Origin of the sequence: Pseudomonas shirazica, assembly GCF_015168335.1 — a bacterium.
In the GTDB taxonomy this organism is placed as follows: domain Bacteria; phylum Pseudomonadota; class Gammaproteobacteria; order Pseudomonadales; family Pseudomonadaceae; genus Aquipseudomonas; species Aquipseudomonas asiatica.
In genome coordinates this window covers 4,423,606-4,449,263 of the sequence record NZ_CP063456.1, presented here as the reverse complement: position 1 = coordinate 4,449,263, position 25,658 = coordinate 4,423,606, and the positions used below count along the sequence as shown (strand labels likewise).

The window sequence follows — 25,658 nt, the reverse complement described above, 5'->3', positions numbered from 1 at the left end:
GGATCCAGGCACAAAAAAACGCCCCGAGGGGCGTTTTTTCGTTACCGGCCGAATCAGGCGTAATGCTTGGCCGCCGGGCTGCTTTCCACCAGGTCCAGCGCCACGTCGTTGTCGGCACTGATCTTGTGGTACAGGACAGCATCGGTCGCCAGGGTCTTCTCGCGAGCCGGGAAGATTTCCTTGAGCTTGGCAGCCCAGGCACCTTTGGCCTGCTCGGGGAAGCAGCGCTCGATCAGTTCCAGCATGATCGACACGGTCACCGAAGCACCCGGCGATGCGCCGAGCAGTGCAGCCAGGCTGCCGTCCTGGGCCGAGACCAGCTCGGTACCGAACTGCAGCACGCCGCCTTTCTTCGGGTCTTTCTTGATGATCTGCACGCGCTGACCAGCCACTTCCAGGCGCCAGTCTTCGGCCTTGGCCTGCGGGTAGAAGCGACGCAGGGCTTCCAGGCGCTGCTCCATCGACTGCATCACTTCGCTGACCAGGTACTTGGTCAGGTCCATGTTGTCACGGGCCACGGCGAGCATCGGGCCGATGTTGCCCATGCGCACCGACAGCGGCAGGTCCATCAGCGAACCGTGCTTGAGGAACTTGGTGGTGAAGCCGGCATATGGACCGAACAGCAGCGATTTCTTGCCATCGACCACGCGGGTATCCAGGTGCGGTACCGACATCGGCGGGGCGCCGACCGCAGCCTGGCTGTAGACCTTGGCCTGGTGCTGCTTGACGATTTCCGGGTTGTCGCAACGCAGCCACTGGCCGCTGACCGGGAAGCCGCCGAAGCCTTTGCTTTCCGGAATGCCCGACAGCTGCAGCAGCGGCAGGGCCGCGCCGCCGGCGCCGAGGAAGACGAAGCGGGCGTCCACTTCACGGCTACCGCCGCTGTTGACGTCCTTGATGCTCACGGTCCAGCCCTTGCCGTTACGGCGCAGGCCAACGACCTTCTTGCTGTACTTGACCTGGGCGTCCTGCGAGTCGCCCAGCAGCTTCAGCAGCTTGTTGGTCAGGGCGCCGAAGTTGACGTCGGTGCCCTTGAGCACGCGGGTGGCGGCGATGTGCTGGTCGGCTGGGCGGCCTGGCATCATCAGCGGCATCCAGTCCTTCATCACGGCCTTGTCTTCGGTGTATTCCATGTCCGCAAAGGCATGGTGCTGCTTGAGCAGCTCATAGCGCTTCTTGAGGAAGGAAACACCCTTGTTACCCTCGACGTAGCTCAGGTGCGGGACAGGGTTGATGAAGGCACGTGCCGAGCCGAAGTTACCCTTCTTGCTCAGGTAGGCCCAGAACTGGCGCGAAACCTCGAACTGGGTGTTGATGTGCACGGCCTTCTTGATGTCGATGCTGCCATCGGCGGCCTGGGGCGTGTAGTTAAGCTCGCACAGGCCGGCGTGGCCGGTGCCTGCGTTGTTCCAGGGGTTGGAGCTTTCCGCGGCTCCGGAGTCCATCGCCTCCACGACCTCAAGCTTCAGGGTCGGGTCGAGCTCCTTGAGCAGTACGGCCAGGGTGGCACTCATGATGCCTGCGCCTACCAGTACCACATCAACCGATTCGTTCTGCGCCATTTAACGCGTCTCCACAATCTACAGCTACCTAATTGACAGCATAGGACCTGGGTTCGCCAGGGTCGCCATGTCCGACTTTTCGCAGTTCTTGCAACTTCCGCGGACACCGCCAATCAGTCTTCGGGTTCGCGTATTGAACGCGGTTTGCCACGGGTGCGGCAATTCGACTTATGGTCAAGGTGTCGTGCGTGCGTTATGGAACGGCTCAGACACTCATACGGGATGAGCGCATTTGCCGCCTGTTCAGGGCTGTTCGGGACACATCTGCCGCTTTTGCACATGCCAGACTGTTCATTTGCTCGCCACACTCTTGTGAAGTTGTGAAAACCGTTTTTTCACGCTCTTTTGGAGACGTGAACCTCAAAAGGGGACTGCGCGATGGCAACCCGCAGGTTCATGCAGTGTGAAGGGCCGGAAAAGCAGGCACGACAGCCGATGCAAGACCTGAGTGGAAGGCTCTCTGTGGGCGAAGCATTGAAGTTGCCGGGGTCAATCGGCGAGTGCGGGGCCCGATCAGGAGACGTCCTTATAATCGGGGGGAGATTATAGCGATGTCGCGGGCAGAAATGTCGCCATTCGTGGTTTTTATTGCAGCGTTTGTCAGGCCGCGAGGATGCGCTGGTGCCAGCGGCGGCTTGCGCGGGCGCAAACCCGGGCACTGGCGGGCAGCTGGCGGCCCAGCCAGGCGAGCCGGATTTCGCCGATCTGGACCCAGCCGCTGCCGCTGGGCGCCTGGCTGCATTGCTTGAAGGCCAGGCATTTGCCGTCGGCATCGAGGCGGGCATAGGTGTTGTGGCGCGGGCGTTGGAAGAGCAGGGTCCAGAGCGAGGCCATGGCAGCGAGTCCTGTGCGTTAGGGCTTGGCGCAAGGATAAGGGCGCGGCGATGAAACGATTGTGACAAGCGGGCCGGACCGATGACTGGTCGATGCGTGGCTAGGTATACTGTGGGCCTTCGCCGCTTTTTCTGGAGTAACGCGCATGTTGCAACGTCTGTTGTTCGGTTTGATCGCCGTGGCCAGCCTCAGCCTGGTCGGTTGTGCCCACAGCCCGCAACAACTCAATCCGCAACCCACGCTCAAGGCCCAGCTCGCGCCGGTCGGCCATGGCCAGCCGGTAGTGGTCCGGGTTGTTGACGGCCGGGCCTCGCAGTCCCTGGGCACTCGCGGTGGCATGTATCCCGAGACCAGCACCATCAGCGTGAGTGGCAACGACATCGTGCCCAAGCTGCAGGCCCAGGCCGAAGCCGCCGTACGCCTGCTCGGCTTCACCCCGACGCCGAACGCCTACAACGCGCCGCAGCTGACCGTGACCCTGGCCGAACTGAAGTACCAGTCGCCGAAAGACAACCTGTACGTGACCGAGGCTACCATCGGCGCCACCTTCCGTGCCGACGTGTCCAATGGCGGCCGCCGCTACAGTGGCCGTTACGGCGCTTCGCTGGACCAGCGTTTCGGCATGGCGCCGAACCAGGAAACCAACACCCAGCTGGTGGGCGATGTGCTGAGCGATGCCCTGACCCGCATGTTCAAGGACCCGACCATCGGTCAGGTGCTGGGGCAGTAAGCCTTCAGCTATAAAACAAAACCCGCTGCCTGTGTTCCAGGCAGCGGGTTTTTTGTTGTCTGTGCCCGCGAAGAGGCCGGCAAATCTTCATGCCATGCCAGATGAAATTTGATGACACTTTGTCGCCTGAACCGGGCGTCTGGGCATGACTTGGGTAGAATGCCGGCCTTTGCCGTCGCTCATACCGAGGTTGCGTGATGTCCTTGCAAGTGCTCTGGGGGTTCCTGGCCGCCCACCCGACCAAGCTGATCAATCTGCTGGCGCTGCTGCTGACCTGCCCGGGCGGGTTGCTACTGCACAGTGCGCGGCGGCGCGAGGCCGAGACCCGCGAATACATGGCGGTGGACGAGGGGGTGGTGGACGCGTTCGACCTTCGGGTGCCGCGGTACTTCTACATTCTCGGTTTTTCGTGCCTTGCGATGGCGTTGCTGCTGTCCTGGTTCAGTACCTGGATTTGAGATTTTAGGGCCGCTTTGCGGCCCATCGCGACACAAGGCCGCTCCTACAGGTATGTGCGATCCCCTGTAGGAGCGGCCTTGTGTCGCGATGGGCTGCAAAGCAGCCCTAGGATCGCTCAGGCAACCGGTGCCTGCTGCCTGACCTGGTACTGGTTGCGCACCGGCGTCGCATACTGCAGCACAAGGTACGGCCGCTGCTCCTCAGGGCAGGCATCCAGGCGGCGTTGCCATTCCTCCTTGGCCCGAGCCAGCTCATCGGCCGGGAACACCTTCTCGGCGCTCGGCACCTGTAGCGCCTCATCCTTGCCATCCCACATCGCATAGGCCAGGTAGTGCACCGGGAACAGTCGGTAGCCACCGAGGATCTGCCGGTCGATTTCCGCTGCCAGTTGCTTGGTATCCTCGTGATACTCGGTCACCGGCGGGGCGAAATTGATGTGCACCCGGCCCTTGTAGCCGGTAATGCCCTTGGCGATGCTGTTGTCGTCCTCGCCCGGCGCCTTCTTGTAGGTGCCGGTGGTGGCGCGGATGTACAACTCGCGGGCCTTGGCCTGGTCGCACGGGTCATATTCGTAGCTGATCGAAACCGGTGTCAGGTTCAGGCTCTGGATCACCGCGCCGAACGGCTCGTCCTTGCGGCTCATGTGGAACATCTTGAGGATCGCCGAATCGGTGCGGTCGTCACCATCCTTGGCCCGGCCTTCTGCCTGGGCGATCCAGATCGACGTGGCGTCGTTGCGGATCGAGTGGTTGATGTAGGCTGAGAGCAACTGGTAGGCCGCCAGCTTCTCGCGGCGCCCACTGATCGAGCGGTGCACGATGAAGCTCTTGTTCAGGCGCATCATGTCGCTGACAAACGGCTTTTGCAGCAGGTTGTCGCCAATGGCGATACGCGGCGTGGGCAGGCCGGCGTGGTACACCGCGTAGTTGACGAAGGCCGGGTCCATGACGATGTCACGGTGGTTGGCCAGAAACAGGTAGGCGGTGCCGGCCTTGAGCTGCTCCACGCCCGAATAAGTGACGCCGTCGGTGGCGCGGTCGATGGTCTGGTCGACGTAGTACTCGACTTTGTCCTGCAAGGTCGAGACACAGGTGACACCGGCGAATTCCTTGCGCAGGCGGCGGGCGATCAGCGGCTTGAGCAACCAGCCGAGAGCACCGGCCGCACGCGGGAAGCGGAAGTGGGTGAGGATATCGAGGAATGCCGGGTCGCTGAGCAGGCGTGCCAGAACGGCAGGGACCTCAGCGTCGTCGTACGGTCGGATGGCATCGAATTCGCCCATCATGCTCTCTTGTTGGAAACGGCTAGGGTAATAAGGTAGGGGCGGGCTCCGAAAAACGGCTCGGACACACACAGGCCCTGTAAACAGACCGGCAATTATACGCATAAGTCACCCCGGAGGCCGCGATGCTGCAAACTGCTATCTACGATTGCCCTTATTGTGGCGAAGAAGTCGAAACCACGGTGGACCTGTCCGGTGGCGATCAGGAGTACATCGAGGACTGTCAGGTATGCTGCAAACCTATCCGCTTCGTGCTGCAAGTTCATGGCGAGGAGTGGATGCTGGATGTATTCGGTGAGAATGACTGATGCAGCGTATTTACGAACCGGAAAACCTGCTCGAGGCTGAAATGCTGGCGGGCATGCTCGCCAGCGAGGGGATCGATGCGCATCTGGTTGGTCGTGACCTGATCGGTGCTGCCGGTGAACTGCCGATGCAGGGCTTGCTTGGGCTTGCCGTGGCTGATGAACAGGCCGAGTACGCACGGCAGCTGATCGATGCGTACAATGATGCCCAGCCACTGGTTGGCGACGAACCGGAGAGTTTCCCCGGTACCTTGATCTGCTAGGTTCTGAATTCGCCCATGTGTGGACGTTACGCCCTGTTTCGCTGGCCCCAGGCTCTTGCCAGTCTGCCGGGCTTTCCCGTTGGCCAGCCAGCCCAATGGAACATCTCGCCTGGGGCTTCGGTGCTGATCCAGCGCCAGCTTGACGGCCAGTTGCAACTGGCCAAGGCGCGCTGGGGGCTGACCCCGGCCTGGCTCACCGACCTGTCCCGCACCCCCGCCCATGCCCGCGCCGAAACCCTGGCCGAGCAGCCGATGTTTCGCGACGCGTTTCGCCTGCGTCGCTGCCTGATGCCGGCCAACGGCTTTTACGAATGGCGCGGCAGCGTGCGCAAGCGCCCGTACTGGCTGACTCCGGGGGAGGGCGCATCTTTGTACTTCGCCGCCGTGTGGGAGGCCTACCCGGTGCAGGACCAGGTTTGGCTGAGTTGTGCGGTGGTGACCCAGGCGGCGATGAACCAGCGTCGGCCGCTGATACTGGACGAGGCAGGGCAGGCGGCCTGGCTTGACCCGGACACGCCGCTGGCCCGTCTGCATGAATTGCTGGCCAGCCCGCCGGCGACATTGCGCGAGCGGGCCCTGGCGCACTTCGTCAATGATCCGAAGCTGGATGCGCCGGAGTGCCTGACCCCGGCCTGATGTATGGCTGTGTCGGCCTCTTCGCGGCTGAAGCTGCTCCTACAACGATCGCATTACCCCTTTAGGAGCGGGTTCACCCGCGAAGGGGCCGGCACAGGCGACGAAAATCTTCCCTGCGGCTATGGCGGCCCCAAGCGACTCGGCCTACGATACGGCGCATGTAAAAAGGGAGTGTTTTCATGCGTAAGTCTTTTGTCGTCAGCCTGTTGAGTGCTGGCATCCTGCTGGCCGGCTGCCAGGCGGTTAATACCACCAGCGGCGGTGCTGTCGGCGTCGAGCGCCAGCAGTACATGTTCAGCATGCTCTCGACCGATGAGGTCAACCAGATGTACGCCCAGTCGTACCAGCAGACCCTGGGTGAAGCATCGAACAAAGGCGTGCTCGACAAGTCCAGCGCAGATGCCAAGCGTGTGCAGGTAATTGCCAACCGCCTGATCGCCCAGACCCCCAAGTTCCGACCGGATGCCGCGCAATGGAACTGGGAAGTCAACGTGATCAAGAGCGACGAGCTCAACGCCAACTGCGGCCCGGGCGGCAAGATCATCGTCTACACCGGCCTGATCGATCAGCTCAAGCTCACCGATGCGGAAATTGCTGCGGTGGTGGGCCACGAGATCGCCCACGCTTTGCGTGAGCACAGCCGCGAGGCGATGTCGAAGGCGTATGGCGTGGAAATGGCGCGCCAGGGCGCCGGTGCCCTGTTTGGCCTCGGCCAGGGCAGCATGGCCATGGCCGATACCGTGGTGAACTATGCCATGACCCTGCCCAACAGCCGGGCCAACGAGAACGAAGCCGACCTGATCGGCCTGGAGCTCTCGGCGCGTGCCGGTTACGACCCGAATGCCGCGATCACCTTGTGGAACAAGATGAGCCAGGCTTCCGAGGGCGCGCCGCCTGAGTTCATGAGCACTCACCCGGCGTCCCAGAGCCGCATTGCTTCGTTGCAGGCGGCGATTCCGAAGGTGATGCCGCTGTATCAGGCGGCCAAGAAGTAAGCCCCGACTTCCAGATGCTTACCCCTTGTAGGAGCAGCCTTGTGCTGCGAAAGGGTCGGTAAGAGCACCACATTTCCTGGTGCCTGTACCGGCCTCTTCGCAGCGCAAGGCTGCTCCTAGAGGTTCGGCGTCAGCCTGTCGCCTTTCGGGTTAGCTCACCCAGCCACTGGCTTGCATCGCCGAGTACACGGCCACGATCGCCAGCACGAAGAACGCCGTAGCCGCCAGGCGACGGATCAGCGTCAGCGGCAGTTTGTCCGCCGCGAAGTTACCCGCCAAAACCACCGGCACGTTGGCAATCAGCATGCCCAGGGTGGTACCGATAATGACCATGATCAGGTACGGGTACTGTGCTGCCAGCATTACCGTGGCGACCTGGGTCTTGTCACCGATTTCAGCCAGGAAGAACGCGATCAGCGTGGTCAGGAACGGCCCGAAGCGGCGCGCCGGGTTCTCGTCGTCATCCATCTTGTCCGGAACCAGGGTCCACAGCGCAGTGGCGGTGAAGCTCGCAGCCAGGATCCAGTGCAGTGCCGAGTCGCTGAAGAAGCTGCCTACCCACGCGCCCACGGCACCAGCCGCGGCATGGTTGGCCAAGGTGGCGGCGATGATGCCGGCGATGATCGGCCAGGGCTTGCGGAAGCGGGCAGCGAGTATGAGCGCGAGCAATTGCGTCTTGTCGCCGATTTCGGCGAGGGCAACGATGGCGGTGGGGACCAGCAAAGATTCCAGCATCAGGATTCCTACGGGGGCGGGTCGACATGGCTATGACACGTACAGCCTCCCCGCCCCGGGTAAGGTGTGCGTGTCATAGGTCTTGTCAAACCCTGGATCCGTCTATGCGGATCTCGCCATGCAGGCTGGCATGGTGGGTCGCACGCGCCATGGTCTGTGGACCAAGTATGTTGACGCGTACCGGGCGAGCTGGGCGCTCGCGGGAGACTACTCCCCTAGGACGGTGCGGATTCTGCCTAGGCAAAACGCTTTCGGCAAGCGCTGTTTTTATCCGTGTGTTGCCTGGTAGATGCGGAAACCGTCCGCCTCGTCGCGTACCTGGCAGTTGCCCAGCGCCCCTTCGATCAGTGGCTGGTAGCGCAGGAAACTGTTGGCAACCAAGCGCATTTCGCCACCTTTTCGCAGATGAACGGCTGATTTTTTCAGCAAGTTTTCCGATGCCTGGTAGTTGGTGTGCACCCCGGTGTGGAACGGCGGGTTGCTCAGGATCAGGCTCAGCTCGGTCGGCGCCGCGTCGATGCCGTCGCCGCTGATCACTTCGCCCTCCAGACCATTGGCGGCCAAGGTCAGGCGGCTGGCGGCCACGGCGAAGGCATCCACATCCAGCAGGGTCACCCGGTTTTGTGGATAACGGCGTTTGACCGTGGCGCCCAGCACCCCGGCACCGCAGCCGAAGTCCAGCACATGCCCGCTCGGCAGGCCGTCGAGGTGCTTGAGCAGCAGGGCGGTACCGCGATCGAGGCGGCCATGGCTGAACACACCGGGCAGGCTGACTACTTGCAGCGGGCCGTCTTCCAGGCTGAGCTCGAAGCGTTCGGCCAGGCTTTCCAAGGGCTTGGCCTCTGGCGCGTGCTCGATGGTCACCTGCCACAGCTGGCAATGGCGGGCGCTGTCGAGCTTGCGCGGCTTGCCAAAGGCCTGCAGCTGCTTGGCCGCACCCTCGATGCCACCACGTTTCTCGCCGACCAGGTACAGCTCGCGGCCCGCCAGGCGCGAGGCCAGGGCGTTGAGCAGGTAGGCGGCCAGTTCGCGGGACTTGGGCAGGAACAGCACGGCGCTGTCGAAAGTCACTTCAGGGGGCTCCACCGCATAGTGGCTGCGGCCGGCGAAGCGGCTTTCGAGCATGGCCTGGTCGCCCGCATGCCAGCTCCAGGCTCGGGCCCGGGGCAACTGGCCAAGCAGGCCGTCGGCGGGGGCGCCGGCGAGCAGCAGCGGGCCCTGGAACAGCTCTGCCTGGCGGAGCAACACTTCACTGCGCGGGTCCATGGACGACGCCTCCTGGAAAAAAGTGGCGCAGTTTAGCAGAGGCGGGCGTCGGGCTCAGCTAACCACGCGGCGTGGCTGCCCGGCGAAGAAGGCCTGGGCGTTCTCGCTGAGCTGGCCGACGATGCGCTGGCGCGACTCCACCGCGCCCCAGGCGCTGTGCGGGGTGATGATCAGGCGCGGGATGCCGGGCTCGAGCAGCGGGTTGCCGTTGATCGGTGGCTCCACGCTCAGCACGTCGGTGGCGGCACCGCCCAGGTGGCCACTGCGCAGGGCGTCGGCCAGCGCCTGCTCGTCGATAAGGCCGCCGCGGGCGGTGTTGACCACCAGCGCGTTTGGCTTGAGCAGGGCCAGTTCGCGGGCCCCGAGCATGTGTCGGGTGTGTTCGTTCAGCGGGCAGTGCAGGGTCAGGGCGTCGACTTGCGGCAGCAACTCGTCCAGCGGCAACCGGTCGGCGCGTTCCGGGCGGCCGGGGATCTGCCCGCTGAGCACGCGCATGCCGAAGGCTTCGGCCAGTCGCGCCACCGCGCCGCCCAGTTCACCGTGGCCGAGCAAGCCAAGGGTCTTGCCCTCCAGCTCGACGATGGGGAAGTCCAGCAGGCAGAACTGGCTGGCCTTGGCCCACTGGCCGTCGGCTACCGCCTGGTTGTAGTCGCACAGGCGGGTGGCCAGTGCCAGTAGCAGGGCGAGGGTGTGCTGGGCGACGGACGGTGTGCCGTAGCCCTGGCAGTTGCACACGGTGATGCCCTGGGCGCGGGCGGCCGCCAGGTCGACGTTGTTGGTGCCGGTGGCGGCCACCAGGATCAGCTTCAGTTGCGGGTTGGCGGCCAGGGTCGCGGCGTCGAGCATGACCTTGTTGCTGACCACCGCTACCGCGCCCTGAAGGCGTTCGGCGACCTGCTCAGGACGGGTGGCGGCGAACAGTTCGAACTCGTCGAACTGCTGCTTCAGGGGCGAGAGGTCGAGATCGCCCAGGTCCAGGGACTGGTGATCGAGAAACACGGCGCGACGCGGGCTGGGCATGAAGTTCTCCGAGGCTGGGCGGGATTTCGGTGTCGCGGCCATTCGCGGGTTGACCCGCGAATAGGCCATCAGCTTCACCACATAACCTGAAGCTGCCGCCGCAGTGTCTAGTTCAACCTTGCCGCCCGTCAACGCCCGCCACTCATACCTTCATCACGCAAATCATTCCTTCGGCTGATTTAGCCTTCACATTGGCGAACTACAGTAGTTCTCAGACTTGTCCGGCCCGCTTTCCAGAAAAGGGATACCCATGTTGCAGACCCGCATCATCAAGCCCGCCGAGGGCGCCTACGCCTACCCCCTGCTGATAAAGCGACTGCTGATGTCTGGCAGCCGCTATGAAAAGACCCGCGAAATCGTCTACCGAGACCAGATGCGGCTGACCTACCCCCAGCTGAACGAGCGCATCGCGCGCCTGGCCAACGTGCTGACCGAAGCCGGGGTAAAGGCCGGTGACACCGTGGCGGTGATGGACTGGGACAGCCACCGCTACCTGGAATGCATGTTCGCCATCCCGATGATCGGTGCGGTGGTGCACACCATCAACGTGCGCCTGTCGCCCGAGCAGATTCTATACACCATGAACCACGCCGAAGACCGCGTGGTGCTGGTCAACAGTGACTTCGTCGGCCTGTACCAGGCCATCGCCGGGCAACTGACCACCGTCGACAAGACCGTGCTGCTGACCGACGGCCCGGACAAGTCAGCCGAGCTGCCCAACCTGGTGGGCGAGTACGAGCAACTGCTGGCCGCTGCCAGCCCGCGCTACGATTTCCCGGACTTCGACGAGAACTCGGTGGCCACCACCTTCTACACCACTGGCACCACCGGCAACCCCAAGGGTGTGTACTTCACTCATCGGCAACTGGTGCTGCACACCCTGGCCGAAGCTTCAGTGACTGGCAGCATCGACAGCGTGCGCCTGCTGGGTAGCAACGACGTGTACATGCCCATCACGCCGATGTTCCACGTGCACGCCTGGGGCATTCCCTACGCCGCCACCATGCTCGGCATGAAGCAGGTGTATCCGGGGCGCTACGAGCCGGACATGCTGGTCAAACTGTGGCGCGAAGAGAAGGTCACCTTCTCCCATTGCGTGCCGACCATCCTGCAGATGCTGCTCAACTGCCCGACCTCCCAAGGTCAGGACTTCGGCGGCTGGAAGATCATCATCGGCGGCAGCGCACTCAACCGCTCGTTGTACCAGGCCGCCCTGGCACGCGGCATCCAGCTGACCGCTGCGTATGGCATGTCCGAGACCTGCCCGCTGATTTCCGCCGCCCACCTGAACGACGAACTGCAGGCCGGCAGCGAGGATGAGCGCGTCACCTACCGCATCAAGGCCGGCGTGCCGGTGCCGCTGGTGGAGGCGGCCATCGTCGACGGCGACGGCAACTTCCTGCCCGCCGACGGTGAAACCCAGGGCGAACTGGTGCTGCGTGCGCCATGGCTGACCATGGGCTACTTCAAGGAACCGGAAAAGAGCGAGGAGCTGTGGCAGGGCGGCTGGTTGCATACCGGTGATGTCGCCACGCTCGACGGCATGGGCTATATCGACATCCGCGACCGTATCAAGGATGTGATCAAGACCGGTGGCGAGTGGATTTCCTCGCTCGACCTCGAAGACCTGATCAGCCGTCACCCGGCCGTGCGCGAAGTGGCGGTGGTAGGGGTGGCCGACCCGCAGTGGGGTGAACGCCCGTTTGCACTGCTGGTGGTGCGCGAAGACCAGGTCATCGACGCCAAGGCGCTGAAGGAACACCTCAAGCCGTTCGTCGAGCAAGGGCACATCAACAAGTGGGCGATTCCAAGCCAGATCGCCGTTGTTACCGAAATTCCCAAGACCAGTGTCGGCAAGCTCGACAAGAAACGCATCCGCCAGGACATCGTCCAGTGGCAGGCCAGCAACAGCGCGTTCCTCTCCACGCTGTAACCGCCATGCGGGTCGCGTACTGCAGCGCGCGACCCGCATGATAGAGGGGTGGAGCCTTGCCAAACGGCAGAAATACGCCATCCTTTAGCACTGCCAGCGCGCAGCCGGGGCAACATGGCAGCGAGTTGGCCGCACGGAGCGCAAATCACACTTTAGAGGGATCAAGCGCCTGTGCCTTGCTGGCTATAGTCGGGGCCAGGGGATTTTCAGGAATGGGGGAGGCGACATGCGCAAGCCGTGTCGCCGCGGGCGCAAGCCTGCAAACCGGTCGCTCGGGCCGTTCTTGAAAGGACTCACTGCCATAACAAAAAAAGTACATGGAGTAGCGTCGATGAAATCTGCAAACCTGTTCTGGCGCCGGGCCAAGTTGCCCCTGGCCGTCAGCCTTGCTTCCACGCTCGCAAGTCCTGCTTTCGCTGTCAGTTTCAACATTGGTGAAATCGAAGGCCAGTTCGACTCGTCGCTCTCCATCGGCGCCAGCTGGTCGACGGCCAACCCGAACAAGAACCTGATCGGGGTGAACAACGGCGGCAAGGGCCTGTCGCAGACATCCGACGATGGCCACCTGAACTTCAAGAAGGGCGAAACCTTCTCCAAGATCTTCAAGGGTATCCATGACCTGGAGCTCAAGTACGGCGACACCGGTGTGTTCGTCCGCGGCAAGTACTGGTACGACTTCGAACTGAAGGACGAAGGCCGCGAGTTCAAGGACATCAGCGACTCCAACCGCAAGGAAGGCGCCAAATCGTCCGGTGCCGAACTGCTCGACGCATTCGTCTACCACAACTACTCCATCGGCGATCAGCCAGGCTCGGTGCGCTTGGGCAAGCAGGTGGTGAGCTGGGGTGAAAGTACCTTCATCGGTGGCGGCATCAACTCGATCAACCCGATCGACGTGTCGGCGTTCCGCCGCCCGGGGGCCGAGATCAAGGAAGGCCTGATTCCGGTCAACATGTTCTACATTTCGCAGAGCCTGACCGACAACCTGTCGGCGGAGGCTTTCTACCAGATCGAATGGGACCAGACGGTCGTCGACAACTGCGGCACCTTCTTCTCCCAGCCAGACATCATTGCCGACGGCTGTACCGACAACCTGCGCGTGCTCAACAGCAGTCGCACAGTGCCGGGGGCGGCGCAGCAATTCCTTGCCACCCGTGGCGTGGACATCAATGAGGAAGGGGTGATGGTGCGCCGCGGCGCCGACCGCGATGCGCGTGACAGCGGCCAGTTTGGCGTGGCAATGCGCTACATGTTCGAGCCGCTGGACACCGAGTTTGGCGCCTACTTCATGAACTACCACAGCCGTGCGCCAATCTTCAGTGCTACCGGGGCCGCGCCTTCAGTGTTCGCCGGCCTGAGCGCATTGCCTGCACAGCTGCGCGCATTGGCACCGCTGATCGTGGCAGGTAACTCCGAGTACTTCGTCGAATACCCCGAGGACATCCGCCTTTATGGCTTGAGCTTCTCTACCACGTTGCCCACCGGGACCGCCTGGAGCGGCGAACTCAGCTACCGCCCCAACGCGCCGGTGCAACTGAATACCACGGATATCCTGTTCGCCGGGGTCCGCCCCATTGGCGGTGCCTTGAGCAACGCTTCGCTGCTGACCGGTACGCCGGGGCAGGACTTGCACGGGTATCGCCGCAAGGAGATCACTCAGTTCCAGACCACCCTCACGCATTTCTTCGACCAGGTAATGGGCGCCAGCCGCATGACCGTGGTGGGCGAGCTGGGTGTCACCCATGTGGGCGGCCTGGAGAGCGCCCACGATACCCGCTACGGTCGCGATCCGGTGTTTGGTCCAGGCCCGCTGCCATCCACCGGTGGGGCAAACACCTGTCAGGCCCTGAATGCCAGCACCATCGCAGGCGCTGGTGCCGGTGCCTCCACCGCCAACCTGAGCCGCAACTGCGAGAACGATGGCTTTACCACCAGCACTTCCTGGGGTTACCGCGCCCGAGTCATCTGGGACTACAACGATGTCTTTGCCGGGGTCAACCTGAAACCCAGCGTGGCCTGGTCGCATGACGTCTCCGGCTATTCGCCGGGCCCTGGCGCCAACTTCGAGGAAGGCCGCAAGGCCGTCAGCCTGGGCCTCGACGCCGAGTACCAGAACACCTACACGGCAAGCCTGTCGTACACCAACTTCTTCGATGGCAAGTACACCACCGTGGATGACCGCGACTTCGTCGCGCTCAGCTTCGGCGTGAACTTCTAAGCATTCAGATCCAGGACGACACGACATGAACAAGACCAGAAGTCTGCTGCAAGCCGGTGTGCTGGGCCTGTCCCTGCTGGCGACCAGCGTCATGGCTGCAGTATCCGCCGACGAGGCGGCCAAGCTGGGCAGTACCTTGACTCCGATGGGTGCCGAAAAGGCTGGCAACGCCGATGGCTCGATCGGCCCGTGGGAACCGCTGTCCAAGAGCGCGGGCAGCGTCGACGGCAAGGGCTTCCTGTCCGACCCGTACGGCAGTGACAAGCCGCTGTTCACCATCACCGCGCAGAACGCCGACCAGTACAAGGACAAGCTCTCGCCGGGCCAGCTGGCCATGCTCAAGCGCTATCCGGACACCTTCAAGATCCCGGTATTCAAGACCCATCGCGGTTCCACGGTGCCGGCCGATGTGTTCGCTGCCATCAAGGAAAACGCTACCAAGACCACCCTGGTCGAAGGCGGCAACGGTCTGAACAACTTCCGCACGGCTGTACCGTTCCCGATCCCGAAAAGCGGCCTGGAGGTGATCTGGAACCACATCACCCGCTACCGGGGCGGTAGCGTCAGCCGTCTGGTGACCCAGGCAACGCCGCAGCAGAACGGCTCTTTCAACCCGGTATACTTCTCCGACCAGTTCGTCTTCCGCGAAAGAATGAAGGATTACGACCCGAACAACCCGGGCAACATCCTGTTCTACTTCAAGCAGGAAGTGACCGCGCCTGCGCGCCTGGCCGGTACCGTGCTGCTGGTGCACGAAACCCTCGACCAGGTGAAGGAACCACGCAAGGCGTGGATCTACAACGCCGGTCAGCGCCGCGTACGCCAGGCACCACAAGTGTCGTACGACGGCCCGGGTACCGCCGCCGACGGTTTGCGCACCTCCGACAACCTGGACATGTTCAACGGTGCGCCAGACCGCTATGACTGGAAGCTGGAAGGCAAGAAGGAGATGTACATCGCGTCCAACGCCTTCAAACTCGACGACCCCAAGCTCAAGTACACCGACATCATCAAGGCCGGGCACATCAATCAGGACCTGGCCCGTTACGAGCTGCGCCGTGTATGGCACGTGGTCGCCACCCTCAAGCCGGGCCAGCGGCACATCTATGCCAAGCGTGACTTCTACATCGACGAGGACACCTGGCAGGCGGCGGTGATTGACCAGTACGACGGCCGTGGCCAACTGTGGCGCGTGTCCGAGGCACATGCCCAGCCGTACTACAACGTGGAAGTCCCGTGGTACACCCTGGAAGCCATCTATGACCTGCAGTCGGGCCGTTACCTGGCCTTGGGCATGAAGAACGAAGAGAAGCGCGCCTACGACTTCGGCTTCAGTGCCAGCAAGGCTGACTTCCAGCCAGCGGCACTGCGCCAGTCGGGTATTCGCTGATCTGAAAACGCGTCACGCCGTGTCATCTCAGAGCGCCCCGGCTAGCCCGGGGCGTTTTTATTTCCTGTACCGGCCCCTTCGCGGGCGCGCCCGCTCCCGCAGGTACTGCACTGGGCTTGAAGCCTGCGCAATCCCTGTAGGAGCGGGTTCACCCGCGAAGAGGCCGGAACAGGCAATAAAGCTGGTGAATACCTCCCCAAACCCCCGCCCCAGCCGCTGTCCATTAGTCATGTTGCTTTTTGTCGCAGTCTTTTCCAGTGGAATTGCGCCCATCATCTTCAAATGCGTAGCGTTACCCGCTAGTCTCGCAAGCATCCATACCGCCGTAGTCTTCCAACCAGAACGAGCCGGCCATGACAGATCTGTCCCGTACGCATGGATTCACCAGCCAGGCCCTGGGCCTGCTGGACGTGCGTTTCTTCCGGCCGCCCTTGCCGGACGGCCATGTGCCGCGCCTGCGCCTGTGTCAGCGGCTGCAAGCCGGTCTCGGCGGGCGGTTGTTACTGGTCAACGCCCCGGCGGGGTTCGGCAAAAGCTCCCTTGCCATCGAATTTTGCGAAGCGCTGCCCGAGCACTGGCGTAGCCTGTGGCTGGGCCTGAGCCAACGGGATGCCGACCCTGGCCGATTCCTCGAACGCCTGCTCGAAGGCCTGCAGCAGTACTGCCCGGCGCTGGGCGGCCAGGCCATGGGCCTGCTGAAAATGCGCCAGCGCCACCAGCCGTTCGCCTTCGAGGAATGGCTCGACGGCCTGCTAGACGAGTTGGCGCTGTACCTGCAAGCCGATACTCCCTTGTTGCTGGTGCTGGACGACTATCACCTGGCCCAGGGGCCGGTGCTCGACCGCTGCCTGCAGTTCTTCCTCAATCACCTGCCCCCCGGCCTGGTGCTGCTGGTCACCAGCCGCCAACGCCCGGATTGGCACCTGGCGCGCCTGCGCCTGTCGCGGCAACTGGTCGAACTCAACGAGCAGGACTTGCGCCTGACTACCGAAGAATCACTGGCGGTGATCGGCCGTCAACCCACCGGCCTGCGTGGCCAGGCCCTGGACAACCTGATCCAGCGCAGCGACGGTTGGGTGGCCGGGTTGCGTTTCTGGCAGCTGGCGGCAAGCGAGTCCGCTGACGAGCAGGCCTTGCCCCAGGCCTTGCATGGCGGCGAGGGCCTGATCCGTGACTATCTGCTGGAAGAAGTCATCGACATGCTGCCCGCCGATGTACAGGCCTTCCTGTACGAAACGGCCTGCCAGGAACGTTTCTGCTCCCCGCTGTGCGATGCCGTACGCGGCCGCCACGACAGTGCCGCGATCCTGCGTTTCTTGCAGGCGCACCAGGTGTTCCTGGTGCCGCTGGACGAGCATGGCCACTGGTTCCGCTATCACCACCTGTTCTCCGACCTGTTGCGCAGCCGCCAGGCCAGCGAGCCGCTGGCCGACCTGCAGTTGCGTGCCTGCCGCTGGTTCGAAAGCCAGGGCCTGCTGGACGAAGCGGTAGAACAGGCCCTGCGCGCCGGTTACCTCGATGTCGCCGCCGACCTGGTGCAGAGCCTGTCCGAGGAGCAACTGCTGGCCGAACAGAACGTCGGCATGTTGCTGCGCTGGAAGATGGACCTGCCCGACAGCCTGCTGATCAGCACGCCGCGGCTGATCGTGCTGTACAGCTGGGCGTTGGGCCTGGCGTGCCAGTTGGACGCGGCCGAGGACCTGGCGGGGTATCTCAGCCGCTTCCTGCCCGCGCCTTCGGCAACCGCGCAAAAGTCCATGCTGGCCCAGTGGCTGGCGCTGAGTGGTGTGATCGCCCGTGGCCGTGGTGATCGCGAGCGCACCCTGGCCTATTGCGGTGAAGCGCTGCAGAGCTTGCCGAGCAAGCGTTATGGCCAACGCCTGGTATGCCTGTCGACGCTGTCCAACCTGGCGATAGCCGATGGCGATTTCTGGCGGGCCCGCGGCTGGAACCGTGAGGCGCTGGAGTTGGCCCAGCGTGTCGGCAACCCGTTGTTCGAGGCCCTGGCCCATTACGACCGGGCGCGGGTGCTGCATGCCCGTGGCGAGGTGTTGCGCGCACTGGACGAAGTGCGCGAGGGGCTGCAACGCCTGCAAGGGCTGTCGGCACAGCGGCTGTATGCCGTGCGCGCCCGCTTGACGCTTTACGAAGGCTACCTGCTGGTATCGCGCCTGCAGCCGTCCCAGGGCCGTGCCCGCTTGCGTGCGGGGCTGGGCGAGGCGCGGGCCTGCCGTGATATCAGTGTGCTCATCGGCCACTGCGTGATCGCTACGCTCGATGGCCGGGAAGGGCACTTTGCCGAGGCTTTTGCCGAACTGGCCGAGGCCGAGCGGCTGATGCACATCTGGGATGTGCCGCCGGTCTACTACCTGGCCATGATCACCCTGGTCAAATGCGAGTTGTGGCTGGCCCAGGGGCGCATCGACCTGGCCGAGTCCTGGCTGCTGCGCCTGGGTCAGACCTATGGCGGCGAGCAACCGGCGGCGGCCCCGGAGTTCCACCCGTTGCTGCCGTTGCACATCGCCTTGCAGCAGGCATCGCTCGAGCGTATCCAGTCGCGTAGCGACGACGCGGCGCAACGCCTGGCCAGCCTGGTCGAGCGCGGCCAGGCCAGTGGCGGCATGATGCTCAGCGTCAGTGCCATGTGCCAGTGGCTTGGCTTGTTGCTGGGCGAAGGTCGGGAAGAGCAGGCCGCCCAGTTGTTGCCACGGTTGCTGGTGGCAGCCCAGGGCGGCGTGTTGCAACCGTTCCAGCCTTTGCTGGAGCAGCACCCGCAGTGGCTTCTCGAACAGCTCCAGGCAGTTGCTGCCTGCCCGGTGCAGGCCGAGTTGCTCAAGCGCCTGCCGCAGATACCAAGCGCCAGCATCGGCAGCGGCGAAGCCCTGAGTAGCCGCGAGTTGGCCGTGCTCGAGCTGATTGCCCAGGGTTGTTCCAACCAGCAGATCAGCGAGCGGTTGTTCATTTCCCTGCACACGGTGAAAACCCACGCCAGCCATATCAACAGCAAGCTGGGGGTGGAACGGCGTACCCAGGCGGTGGCGAAGGCCAAGTCCCTGGGGCTGCTGGTGTGATATTGGCCCAGCAAGGTCTTGCTCGTTGAAGTGATGGCTCGAGGCCGTGGCTCGTGGCCGCCAGTGCTCTACCCTCATCTTTCCCGACCAGCTGCCGATACAGCTATCGGTGGCATCGCCTCGCGCGATTTTTCAATCATTCCAAGGCAGGTCGTGTTGATGCTGCAGTACGGGCAAAAGAGCTTTCTGATCGTCGACGACTTTACCGACTTTCGTACGTCGACCCGTTCCATGCTGCGCGAACTGGGCGTGCGTGATGTGGACACCGCCGACAGCGGCGAGCAGGCGCTGCGCATGTGCGCGCAAAAGCGCTATGACGTCATCCTGCAGGACTTCCACCTGGGCGACGGCAAGAAGAACGGCCAGCAGGTGCTCGAAGACCTGATCCTCGACAAGCACATCAGCCATGAGTGCATATTCATCATGGTCACGGCCGAGAGCAGCCAGGCCATTGTCCTCAGCGCCATCGAGCACGAGCCTGATGCCTATCTGACCAAGCCGTTCAACCGAGTTGGCCTGGCCCAGCGTGTCGAGAAACTGTACCAGCGCAAGACCCTGCTCAAGCCGATCCTGCAGGCCCTGGACCGCAATCGCCCGGCCGAAGTGCTGGCTGCCTGCGCCGAGCTGTGCAAGCGCGACCCACGCCTGGCCCCGCTGTGCCTGCGCTATCGGGCAGATGCCTTGCGCAACCTCAACCGCTTCGAGGAACTGGAGAAGTTCCTCAAGGCCATCCTGGCCAGCCGCCCGCAGCCATGGGCCTACTCGGCGTTGGGCAGCCTGATGCACAAGCGTGGCCAGAATGCCCAGGCCCAGGGCGTGTACGAGCAGGCGCTCAAGGCCTTCCCGATCATGCCGGGCCTGTACGATGGCATGGCCGAGGTGCTGGTGGCCCAAGGCGAAACCAGGCGTGCGCAGAACATGCTTGAAGAAGCCGTGCGCCTGTCGCCGCTATCGGTGCGCCGGCAGTCGACGCTGGGCAAGCTGGCGTTGGAAAACGAAGACTTCGAGAGTGCCTCGAAGGCATTTCGCCATGCGGTGAATCAGGGCCAGAGCTCGCGCTACAAGGACGCCGAGAACAACCTGGGCCTGGTGCAGGCGCTGATGAGCAGGAATGCCGGTTTTGGCCTGGATGCGCGCACACGGGTCGAGATCAACAGCACACTCAGCGAAGTGGCCAAGGAAAACCCCGAGGACCAAGGCCTGCAGGTGCGTGCCCGCATGATGAAGGCCGCCAGCCTGCAGCAGGCCGGCGACCCTGAAACGGCTGCAAAGCTGACCGAACAGGCGATCCAGCGTCTGGACAAGATGAACCAGTTCTTCTCGGTCGATTCGGCTCTGACCGTTGCCGTGCAGTTGCAGGCCATGGGGCAGGAAGCTGCTGCCATCGGCGTGCTGAAGAGCTGTGTGGAAAGTTATGGCGACGACCCCAAGGTCATGGAGAGGGTCGGCAAGCTGACGGACGACCCCAGCGTGCTCAACGCCATTACCGAAGCTGTCACCCTCAATCGCCAGGGTGTGCGCAGTTACCAGGGAGGGCAGCTCGGCGAGGCGTTGCAGCTGTTCCGCAAGGCGCTGGGTTTGCAGCCGAAGAACATCAGCATCGCCCTCAACACTGCCCAGGCGCTGCTGCGCATCGGCGGAGACAACCCTCAGCCCGCGATCATGCAGGAGTGCCGCGACGCCCTGACCAGCGTGGCCGGCATCCCCGCCAGCGACAACCGCTACGACCGCTACCGCAAACTGCACATCCGAGTGTTCGGCGCATGAATCAAGACAACCAGGGGCTGGATTTTTCCACGGTGATCGCCTCCACCGTGCACGACCTGAAGAACTCCCTGTCGGCGCTGATCCAGTCCCACAACCAGTGGATGCAGCGCTTGCCCGAGGAGCTGCGCGGTGGTGCCGAGCAAGGGGTGATGGAGCATGAGTTTCGTCACCTCAACGGCATGCTGGTGCAGTTGCTGGGGTTGTACAAACTGGGCGTGAACCAGTTGCCGGTGTGCCCGGACTACCACGAACTGGACGATTTCATCGAAGCCCAGCTGGCGGCACACGAGGAAGTGCTCAAGCACAAGGACATCCTAGCCACCTGGCGCATCGACACCGACAACCCGCTGGGCTTCTTCGACCGCGAGCTGGTGGCCTCGGTGATCGCCAACGTGATCACCAACGCCACCCGCTTTGCCGCGCATGCCTTGCTGATCACCATCGAAGAGGCAGACAACCAGCTGGCCATCTGCGTCAACGATGACGGCCCGGGTTATCCACAGCGCATGCTCGAACGCCAGGAAGAATTCATTCAGGGTATCGACTCGACCAGCGGCAGTACCGGCCTGGGCCTGTATTTTGCGGCGCGGATCGCGGCACTGCATGAAAGCGGAGGGGTGCGCGGGCGGATCGAGATCTCTAATGGCGGGGCGCTTGGGGGTGGGTTGTTCAGGTTGTTTTTGCCTTGAAACTGACAAGGATTGCGTTTCAAATTTTTGCAGCTGGAAAGTAGGTTCCCAAGGTGATGTAGGGCATTTCCTTCTTGAGGTTGCAGGGCTTTTGTCCATACCGGGCAAATGACAGTGTAGATACGACGTCTCTACATTTCGCTTGCAATCATTTGGAGGGTTTCTACTATGTATCTACCTTGGGAGATACTCATGCAGATCAAGATTCAACAGTGGGGTAACAGCGCCGCGATTCGCTTGCCGGCTGCAGTGCTCAAGCAGATGCGTCTCGGAGTCGGCTCTACCTTGAGCCTGGACACCGCGGGTGAGACCATGGTGCTCAAACCCGTCAGGTCGAAACCCAAATACACCCTTGAAGAGCTGATGGCTCAGTGCGACCTGGATGCACCGGAGCCAGAGGACATGGCCGACTGGAACGCGATGCCACCAGTAGGGCGTGAAGTGTGAAACGGGTGAAGTTCGCCAGGGGCGATATCGTCCGCATCAATCTCGATCCGACTGTTGGACGGGAGCAGCAGGGGGCTGGGCGACCTGCGCTGGTGCTCACTCCCGCTGCGTTCAATGCGTCAGGCCTGGCTGTGGTAGTGCCGATCACTCAAGGTGGCGATTTTGCCAGGCATGCGGGTTTCGCCGTCACGCTCAGCGGTGCGGGTACGCAGACTCAGGGCGTGATGCTCTGCAATCAGGTGCGCACAGTCGACCTTGAAGCCAGATTTGCCAAACGCATAGAGTCGGTACCCGAGGTCGTCATCCTTGATGCACTGGCTCGCGTACAGACCCTCTTCGATTAACCGGTTCCCGTATTCCCTATGCAGAATCCATCGTCAGCGCTCATCCGCGAAACCTTCCCCGTAGGCCCCCTGCAGTGCAACTGCACCCTGATCGGCGACCCGCTGACCAAAAAGGCCATCGTCGTCGACCCGGGCGGTGACCCGGACAAGATCCTGGCCCGCCTGCAGGCCCACGGGCTGACGCTGGTGAGCATCATCCACACCCACGCGCACTTCGATCACTTCCTCGCCTCGGGCAAGCTCAAGGAGCTGACCGGCGCCACGCTGCACCTGCACAAGGACGACCAGTCGCTGTGGGACAACCTGGAAATGCAGTGCCAGATGTTCGGCGTGCCCTACACTCCGGTACCCGCGCCAGACCGCTGGCTGGGGGATGACGAGGAGCTGGCCTGTGGATGTGGAGTGGCCTTGCATACGCCAGGCCACACGCCAGGCTCGATGAGCTTCTGGTTTGCCGACGCCAAGCTGCTGATCGCCGGCGATACCCTGTTCCGCCGGGGCATTGGCCGTACCGATTTGTGGGGTGGCGACCAGCGGGCCATCGTCCGTTCCATCAGGGAGCGGCTGTACCGGCTGGACGAAGAGGCCATCGTGGTGACCGGCCACGGGCCTGATACCCGCCTGGGCGACGAAATGCGCGAGAACCCCTTTGTGCGTGCCTGATGGCACATGAAGGCACTTTCACGGAATTTTTCGGCGCCGATGCAATCCAAGGCTGGCATAGATCCCTTTATGATCTGTCGCATTCATGAATTCAGTAGGAGCTTGTCCATGTTCACCATGCGTCGTCTGATTATCGTCGCAACCGCCGCTGCCCTGATGACCGGCTGTGCCGGCCAGAACCCTTATGACAGCCAAGGGCAGGCGCAGGGCTCCACCGGGATGAGCAAAACTGCCAAATACGGCGGCCTGGGCGCGCTGGCCGGTGCTATCGCCGGTGCCGCCATCGACCACAACAACCGTGGCAAGGGCGCACTGATCGGCGCTGCTGCCGTGGGTGCCGCTGCAGCCGGTTATGGCTACTACGCCGACAAGCAGGAAGCCGAATTGCGCGCGCAAATGGCCAATACCGGTGTGGAAGTTCAGCGCCAGGGTGACCAGATCAAGCTGATCATGCCGGGCAACATCACCTTCGCAACCGACTCGGCCAACATCGCGCCAAGCTTCTACTCGCCGCTGAACAACCTGGCTGGCTCGTTCAAGCAGTTCAACCAGAACACCATCGAAGTGGTCGGCTTCACCGACAGCACTGGCAGCCGCCAGCACAACATGGACCTGTCCCAGCGCCGTGCGCAGGCGGTCAGCACCTACCTGACCTCGCAGGGTGTGGATGCCTCGCGTATCACTGTACGTGGCATGGGCCCGGACCAGCCGATCGCCAGCAACGCCGACGCCAATGGCCGTGCGCAGAACCGCCGTGTGGAAGTGAACCTGAAGCCGATTCCGGGTCAGCAGTATGACCAGGGGCAGGTTCAGCAGTAAGGCATCAACCCTGGGGCCGCTTTGCGGCCCATCGCCGGCAAGCCAGCTCCCACAGGTACTGCACAAGGCTCAAGGGCTATGCAAATCCTGTGGGAGCTGGCTTGCCGGCGATGGGCTGCAAAGCAGCACCAGCTTTTAACCCCCCACGCTGGCCTGGATCGCCGTCAGGGCAATGGTATGCACGATATCGTCAACCTGAGCCCCGCGCGGCAAGTCGTTCACCGGTTTGCGCAACCCTTGCAGCATCGGTCCCAGGCTGACCCCGTCGGTGCTGCGTTGCACCGCCTTGTGGGTCGTGTTGCCGGTATTCAGGTCAGGGAACACGAATACCGTCGCCCGCCCGGCTACCGGGCTGCCCGGCGCCAGGTCCCGTGCAATCGCCGGGTTGGCCGCCGCGTCATACTGCAACGGCCCGTCGATCAGCAGCTCTTGCGCCGCGCCTTGTGCCAGGCGGGTCGCTTCGCGTACTTTCTCGACTTCCTCGTCGCTGGCCGAATCGCTTGAATAACTGATCATCGCCACCCGTGGCGCGATGCCGAAGGCCTGCGCCGATTCGGCACTCTGCCGGGCGATCTCGGCCAGTTCGACAGCACTCGGGTGTGGGTTCATCACGCAGTCGCCGTACACCAGCACCTGCTCGGGGAACAGCATGAAGAACACCGACGACACCAGGCTCGAGCCCGGTGCGGTCTTGATCAGTTGCAGTGCCGGGCGGATGGTGTTGGCGGTGGAGTGCACCAGGCCCGAGACCAGGCCGTCCACTTCGTCCAGAGCCAGCATCATGGTACCGATCACCACCGGATCCTCCAGTTGCTGCTCGGCCATTGGTGCATTGAGGTTCTTGCTCTTGCGCAGCTCGACCATCGGTTCCACATAGCGCCCGCGAATCAGCTCTGGGTCGAGAATCTCCAGGCCCGGTGGCAAGGTGATGCCCTGGGCTCGGGCCACCGCGTCGACATCCTCAGGCTTGGCCAGCAGCACGCAGCGGGCAATGCCGCGAGCCTGACAGATGGCTGCTGCCTGAACGAGCAGAGGCTCGGCACCCTCCGGCAGGACGATGCGCTTGTTCGCCTGCTGTGCCCGCTGGATCAACTGGTAGCGGAACACGGCTGGCGACAGGCGCAATTCACGCGGGGTGCCGCAACGCTGGTGCAGCCAAGCGGCGTCGAGATGGCTGGCGACGAAGTCGGTGATGAATTCGGCGCGCTCGCGGTCGTCCACCGGGATTTCGCGGTTCAGCGAGTTGAGCTGGTTGGCAGTGTCGTACGAGCCGGTACTGACCGAGAGGATCGGCAGGCCGGCCTGCAGGGCACCTCGGCACAGACCAAGGATACGCGCGTCAGGTTTGCTGTCGCTGGTCAGCAGCAGGCCGGCCAGCGGGACGCCGTTGATCGCCGCCAGGCTGACGGCGAGGATGATGTCGTCGCGGTCGCCCGGGGTCACCACCAGGGTACCCGAGGTGAGCAGTGGCACCGTGTTGGCAACGGTACGCGCGCAGATGATGATCTTGCTCATGCGCCGCTGTTCATAGTCGCCGGCATTGAGCACCTGGGCACCGAGCAGGTCGGCCACATCGCGGGTGCGCGGGGCGTTCAGTTCAGGCTGGTAGGGGATGCAGCCCAGCAGGCGGAAGTCGTTACCGCGCAGTAGTGGCGAGTGCTCGCGCAGGCGGGTGGAAAAGTCCGCCATGCTTTCGTCGGTGCGCACCTTGTTGAGGATTACCCCGAGCACCTTCGGGTCGCGCGGGCCGCCGAACAGCTGGGCCTGCAGTTCGACCCGGCCGGACAACTCGCTGAGCACTTCGTTTTCCGGCGCCGATACCAGTATCACCTCGGCATCCAGGCTCTTGGCCAGGTGCAGGTTGACCCGCGCCGCATAGCTGGCGTGGCGCGTGGGCACCATGCCTTCGACCACCACCACGTCGTTGCCGATGCAGGCTTGCTGGTAAAGGCGGATGATTTCTTCGAGCAACTCGTCCAGCTGGCCATCGCCCAGCATGCGCTCGACATGGGACAGGCTCAGCGGCACAGGGGGCTTGATGCCGTGGGTACGGGCAACCAGCTCGGTGGAGCGCTCGGGGCCGGTGTCACCCGGGTGAGGCTGGGCGATCGGCTTGAAGAAGCCGACCTTCAGGCCGGCCCGCTCCAGGGTGCGCACCAGACCCAGGCTGATGGAAGTCAGGCCGACACCGAAATCGGTCGGCGCAATGAAAAATGTCTGCATGCGTGCT

Annotated in this window: 23 protein-coding genes and 1 riboswitch; of the genes, 16 read left to right on the top strand and 7 right to left on the bottom strand. The window is 63.2% G+C overall.

Translation table 11 applies throughout. The annotated features are described in order from the left end of the window. Positions 1-53 precede the first annotated feature (53 nt). Together mqo and IMX18_RS20515 are read right to left on the bottom strand one after the other, a co-directional pair. On the bottom strand, positions 54-1,562 hold the full coding sequence (gene mqo / locus IMX18_RS20520) for a malate dehydrogenase (quinone) (RefSeq protein WP_217190773.1): 1,509 nt from the start codon (positions 1,560-1,562) through the stop codon (positions 54-56). A 600-nt stretch (positions 1,563-2,162) separates the two neighbouring features. Continuing rightward, complete coding sequence (locus tag IMX18_RS20515; protein WP_217190774.1) at positions 2,163-2,396, bottom strand: hypothetical protein; 234 nt, start codon at positions 2,394-2,396, stop codon at positions 2,163-2,165. Positions 2,397-2,541: 145 nt separating this feature from the next. Here IMX18_RS20515 and IMX18_RS20510 point away from each other — a divergent pair, with 145 nt between their 5' ends. Together IMX18_RS20510 and IMX18_RS20505 are read left to right on the top strand one after the other, a co-directional pair. Then, the gene (locus IMX18_RS20510; RefSeq protein ID WP_013970929.1) at positions 2,542-3,126 is read left to right on the top strand and encodes a YajG family lipoprotein; all 585 of its coding nucleotides are present in this window, start codon (positions 2,542-2,544) and stop codon (positions 3,124-3,126) included. A gap of 197 nt (positions 3,127-3,323) precedes the next feature. Further along, a complete protein-coding gene (locus IMX18_RS20505; protein WP_013970930.1) occupies positions 3,324-3,584 on the top strand; it encodes a hypothetical protein in 261 nt (86 codons plus the stop codon). 116 nt (positions 3,585-3,700) lie between these two features. On the opposite strand, the gene IMX18_RS20500 is transcribed toward IMX18_RS20505, so the two are convergent. After that, on the bottom strand, positions 3,701-4,867 hold the full coding sequence (locus IMX18_RS20500) for a 1-acyl-sn-glycerol-3-phosphate acyltransferase (protein ID WP_024086266.1): 1,167 nt from the start codon (positions 4,865-4,867) through the stop codon (positions 3,701-3,703). A gap of 125 nt (positions 4,868-4,992) precedes the next feature. Here IMX18_RS20500 and IMX18_RS20495 point away from each other — a divergent pair, with 125 nt between their 5' ends. The 4 genes from IMX18_RS20495 to IMX18_RS20480 all read left to right on the top strand — a co-directional run bounded on the left by IMX18_RS20495 (position 4,993) and on the right by IMX18_RS20480 (position 7,066). Then, positions 4,993-5,175, top strand: coding sequence for a CPXCG motif-containing cysteine-rich protein (locus IMX18_RS20495; RefSeq protein ID WP_003260667.1), 183 nt, complete (start codon positions 4,993-4,995; stop codon positions 5,173-5,175). Next, positions 5,175-5,435, top strand: a complete 261-nt coding sequence (locus IMX18_RS20490; RefSeq protein ID WP_003260668.1) for a putative signal transducing protein — start codon at positions 5,175-5,177, stop codon at positions 5,433-5,435. The genes IMX18_RS20495 and IMX18_RS20490 overlap by 1 nt, the downstream gene beginning before the upstream one ends. A gap of 15 nt (positions 5,436-5,450) precedes the next feature. Next, on the top strand, positions 5,451-6,071 hold the full coding sequence (locus IMX18_RS20485) for an SOS response-associated peptidase (RefSeq protein ID WP_003260669.1): 621 nt from the start codon (positions 5,451-5,453) through the stop codon (positions 6,069-6,071). A gap of 179 nt (positions 6,072-6,250) precedes the next feature. Beyond that, on the top strand, positions 6,251-7,066 hold the full coding sequence (locus tag IMX18_RS20480; protein ID WP_013970933.1) for a M48 family metallopeptidase: 816 nt from the start codon (positions 6,251-6,253) through the stop codon (positions 7,064-7,066). Between the two features lie 150 nt (positions 7,067-7,216). Here the strand turns inward: IMX18_RS20480 and IMX18_RS20475 are convergent, their stop codons facing one another. From IMX18_RS20475 to IMX18_RS20465, 3 genes are all read right to left on the bottom strand, one after another. Continuing rightward, positions 7,217-7,801 carry a TMEM165/GDT1 family protein gene (locus tag IMX18_RS20475; RefSeq protein WP_085720808.1) on the bottom strand — a complete coding sequence of 195 codons (585 nt, stop codon included), beginning with the start codon at positions 7,799-7,801 and terminating at the stop codon, positions 7,217-7,219. A gap of 87 nt (positions 7,802-7,888) precedes the next feature. Then, positions 7,889-8,029: riboswitch (yybP-ykoY riboswitch) on the bottom strand. 39 nt (positions 8,030-8,068) lie between these two features. Then, positions 8,069-9,067: a methyltransferase gene (locus IMX18_RS20470; RefSeq protein WP_191471967.1), complete on the bottom strand. Its 999-nt coding sequence runs from the start codon at positions 9,065-9,067 to the stop codon at positions 8,069-8,071. Positions 9,068-9,121: 54 nt separating this feature from the next. Further along, complete coding sequence (locus tag IMX18_RS20465; RefSeq protein WP_217190775.1) at positions 9,122-10,087, bottom strand: 2-hydroxyacid dehydrogenase; 966 nt, start codon at positions 10,085-10,087, stop codon at positions 9,122-9,124. 250 nt (positions 10,088-10,337) lie between these two features. Here IMX18_RS20465 and IMX18_RS20460 point away from each other — a divergent pair, with 250 nt between their 5' ends. The 10 genes from IMX18_RS20460 (at position 10,338) to IMX18_RS20415 (ending at position 23,428) form a co-directional block, all read left to right on the top strand. After that, entirely contained in the window at positions 10,338-12,020 is a 1,683-nt protein-coding gene (locus IMX18_RS20460) for a fatty acid--CoA ligase (protein ID WP_100413024.1), read from the top strand. Positions 12,021-12,351: 331 nt separating this feature from the next. Next, complete coding sequence (locus IMX18_RS20455) at positions 12,352-14,238, top strand: DUF1302 domain-containing protein (protein ID WP_039613806.1); 1,887 nt, start codon at positions 12,352-12,354, stop codon at positions 14,236-14,238. Between the two features lie 25 nt (positions 14,239-14,263). Next, positions 14,264-15,628: a DUF1329 domain-containing protein gene (locus tag IMX18_RS20450; protein WP_013970939.1), complete on the top strand. Its 1,365-nt coding sequence runs from the start codon at positions 14,264-14,266 to the stop codon at positions 15,626-15,628. 353 nt (positions 15,629-15,981) lie between these two features. Further along, on the top strand, positions 15,982-18,699 hold the full coding sequence (locus IMX18_RS20445; RefSeq protein ID WP_217190776.1) for a winged helix-turn-helix domain-containing protein: 2,718 nt from the start codon (positions 15,982-15,984) through the stop codon (positions 18,697-18,699). Between the two features lie 159 nt (positions 18,700-18,858). Next, entirely contained in the window at positions 18,859-20,466 is a 1,608-nt protein-coding gene (locus IMX18_RS20440) for a tetratricopeptide repeat-containing response regulator (RefSeq protein WP_015268960.1), read from the top strand. Further along, positions 20,463-21,155 (top strand): sensor histidine kinase, encoded by a 693-nt coding sequence (locus IMX18_RS20435; RefSeq protein WP_025337711.1) that lies wholly within the window; start codon positions 20,463-20,465, stop codon positions 21,153-21,155. The genes IMX18_RS20440 and IMX18_RS20435 overlap by 4 nt, the downstream gene beginning before the upstream one ends. 168 nt (positions 21,156-21,323) lie before the next feature. Then, positions 21,324-21,602, top strand: coding sequence for an AbrB/MazE/SpoVT family DNA-binding domain-containing protein (locus IMX18_RS20430; protein ID WP_003259615.1), 279 nt, complete (start codon positions 21,324-21,326; stop codon positions 21,600-21,602). Continuing rightward, positions 21,599-21,946 carry a type II toxin-antitoxin system ChpB family toxin gene (locus tag IMX18_RS20425; protein ID WP_015268962.1) on the top strand — a complete coding sequence of 116 codons (348 nt, stop codon included), beginning with the start codon at positions 21,599-21,601 and terminating at the stop codon, positions 21,944-21,946. Before IMX18_RS20430 ends, IMX18_RS20425 begins: the two co-directional genes overlap by 4 nt. An 18-nt stretch (positions 21,947-21,964) precedes the next feature. After that, positions 21,965-22,609, top strand: a complete 645-nt coding sequence (locus IMX18_RS20420; RefSeq protein ID WP_013970945.1) for an MBL fold metallo-hydrolase — start codon at positions 21,965-21,967, stop codon at positions 22,607-22,609. Between the two features lie 108 nt (positions 22,610-22,717). Then, a complete protein-coding gene (locus IMX18_RS20415; protein WP_015268963.1) occupies positions 22,718-23,428 on the top strand; it encodes a YiaD family glycine zipper/OmpA-like lipoprotein in 711 nt (236 codons plus the stop codon). A 135-nt stretch (positions 23,429-23,563) separates the two neighbouring features. Here the strand turns inward: IMX18_RS20415 and pta are convergent, their stop codons facing one another. Continuing rightward, the gene (pta, locus tag IMX18_RS20410) at positions 23,564-25,651 is read right to left on the bottom strand and encodes a phosphate acetyltransferase (RefSeq protein ID WP_085720802.1); all 2,088 of its coding nucleotides are present in this window, start codon (positions 25,649-25,651) and stop codon (positions 23,564-23,566) included. Positions 25,652-25,658: the final 7 nt, after the last annotated feature.

Coding starts and splice junctions, on each gene's coding strand:
- IMX18_RS20455 (WP_039613806.1), top strand. CDS start 12,352: ATGAAATCTGCAAACCTGTTCTGGCGCCGGGCCAAGTTGCCCCTGGCC.
- IMX18_RS20490 (WP_003260668.1), top strand. CDS start 5,175: ATGCAGCGTATTTACGAACCGGAAAACCTGCTCGAGGCTGAAATGCTG.
- IMX18_RS20500 (WP_024086266.1), bottom strand. CDS start 4,867: ATGGGCGAATTCGATGCCATCCGACCGTACGACGACGCTGAGGTCCCT.
- IMX18_RS20450 (WP_013970939.1), top strand. CDS start 14,264: ATGAACAAGACCAGAAGTCTGCTGCAAGCCGGTGTGCTGGGCCTGTCC.
- IMX18_RS20480 (WP_013970933.1), top strand. CDS start 6,251: ATGCGTAAGTCTTTTGTCGTCAGCCTGTTGAGTGCTGGCATCCTGCTG.
- IMX18_RS20475 (WP_085720808.1), bottom strand. CDS start 7,801: ATGCTGGAATCTTTGCTGGTCCCCACCGCCATCGTTGCCCTCGCCGAA.
- IMX18_RS20470 (WP_191471967.1), bottom strand. CDS start 9,067: ATGGACCCGCGCAGTGAAGTGTTGCTCCGCCAGGCAGAGCTGTTCCAG.
- IMX18_RS20430 (WP_003259615.1), top strand. CDS start 21,324: ATGTATCTACCTTGGGAGATACTCATGCAGATCAAGATTCAACAGTGG.
- IMX18_RS20460 (WP_100413024.1), top strand. CDS start 10,338: ATGTTGCAGACCCGCATCATCAAGCCCGCCGAGGGCGCCTACGCCTAC.
- IMX18_RS20435 (WP_025337711.1), top strand. CDS start 20,463: ATGAATCAAGACAACCAGGGGCTGGATTTTTCCACGGTGATCGCCTCC.
- IMX18_RS20420 (WP_013970945.1), top strand. CDS start 21,965: ATGCAGAATCCATCGTCAGCGCTCATCCGCGAAACCTTCCCCGTAGGC.
- IMX18_RS20440 (WP_015268960.1), top strand. CDS start 18,859: ATGCTGCAGTACGGGCAAAAGAGCTTTCTGATCGTCGACGACTTTACC.
- mqo (WP_217190773.1), bottom strand. CDS start 1,562: ATGGCGCAGAACGAATCGGTTGATGTGGTACTGGTAGGCGCAGGCATC.
- IMX18_RS20515 (WP_217190774.1), bottom strand. CDS start 2,396: ATGGCCTCGCTCTGGACCCTGCTCTTCCAACGCCCGCGCCACAACACC.
- IMX18_RS20495 (WP_003260667.1), top strand. CDS start 4,993: ATGCTGCAAACTGCTATCTACGATTGCCCTTATTGTGGCGAAGAAGTC.
- IMX18_RS20445 (WP_217190776.1), top strand. CDS start 15,982: ATGACAGATCTGTCCCGTACGCATGGATTCACCAGCCAGGCCCTGGGC.
- pta (WP_085720802.1), bottom strand. CDS start 25,651: ATGCAGACATTTTTCATTGCGCCGACCGATTTCGGTGTCGGCCTGACT.
- IMX18_RS20465 (WP_217190775.1), bottom strand. CDS start 10,087: ATGCCCAGCCCGCGTCGCGCCGTGTTTCTCGATCACCAGTCCCTGGAC.
- IMX18_RS20485 (WP_003260669.1), top strand. CDS start 5,451: ATGTGTGGACGTTACGCCCTGTTTCGCTGGCCCCAGGCTCTTGCCAGT.
- IMX18_RS20510 (WP_013970929.1), top strand. CDS start 2,542: ATGTTGCAACGTCTGTTGTTCGGTTTGATCGCCGTGGCCAGCCTCAGC.
- IMX18_RS20505 (WP_013970930.1), top strand. CDS start 3,324: ATGTCCTTGCAAGTGCTCTGGGGGTTCCTGGCCGCCCACCCGACCAAG.
- IMX18_RS20415 (WP_015268963.1), top strand. CDS start 22,718: ATGTTCACCATGCGTCGTCTGATTATCGTCGCAACCGCCGCTGCCCTG.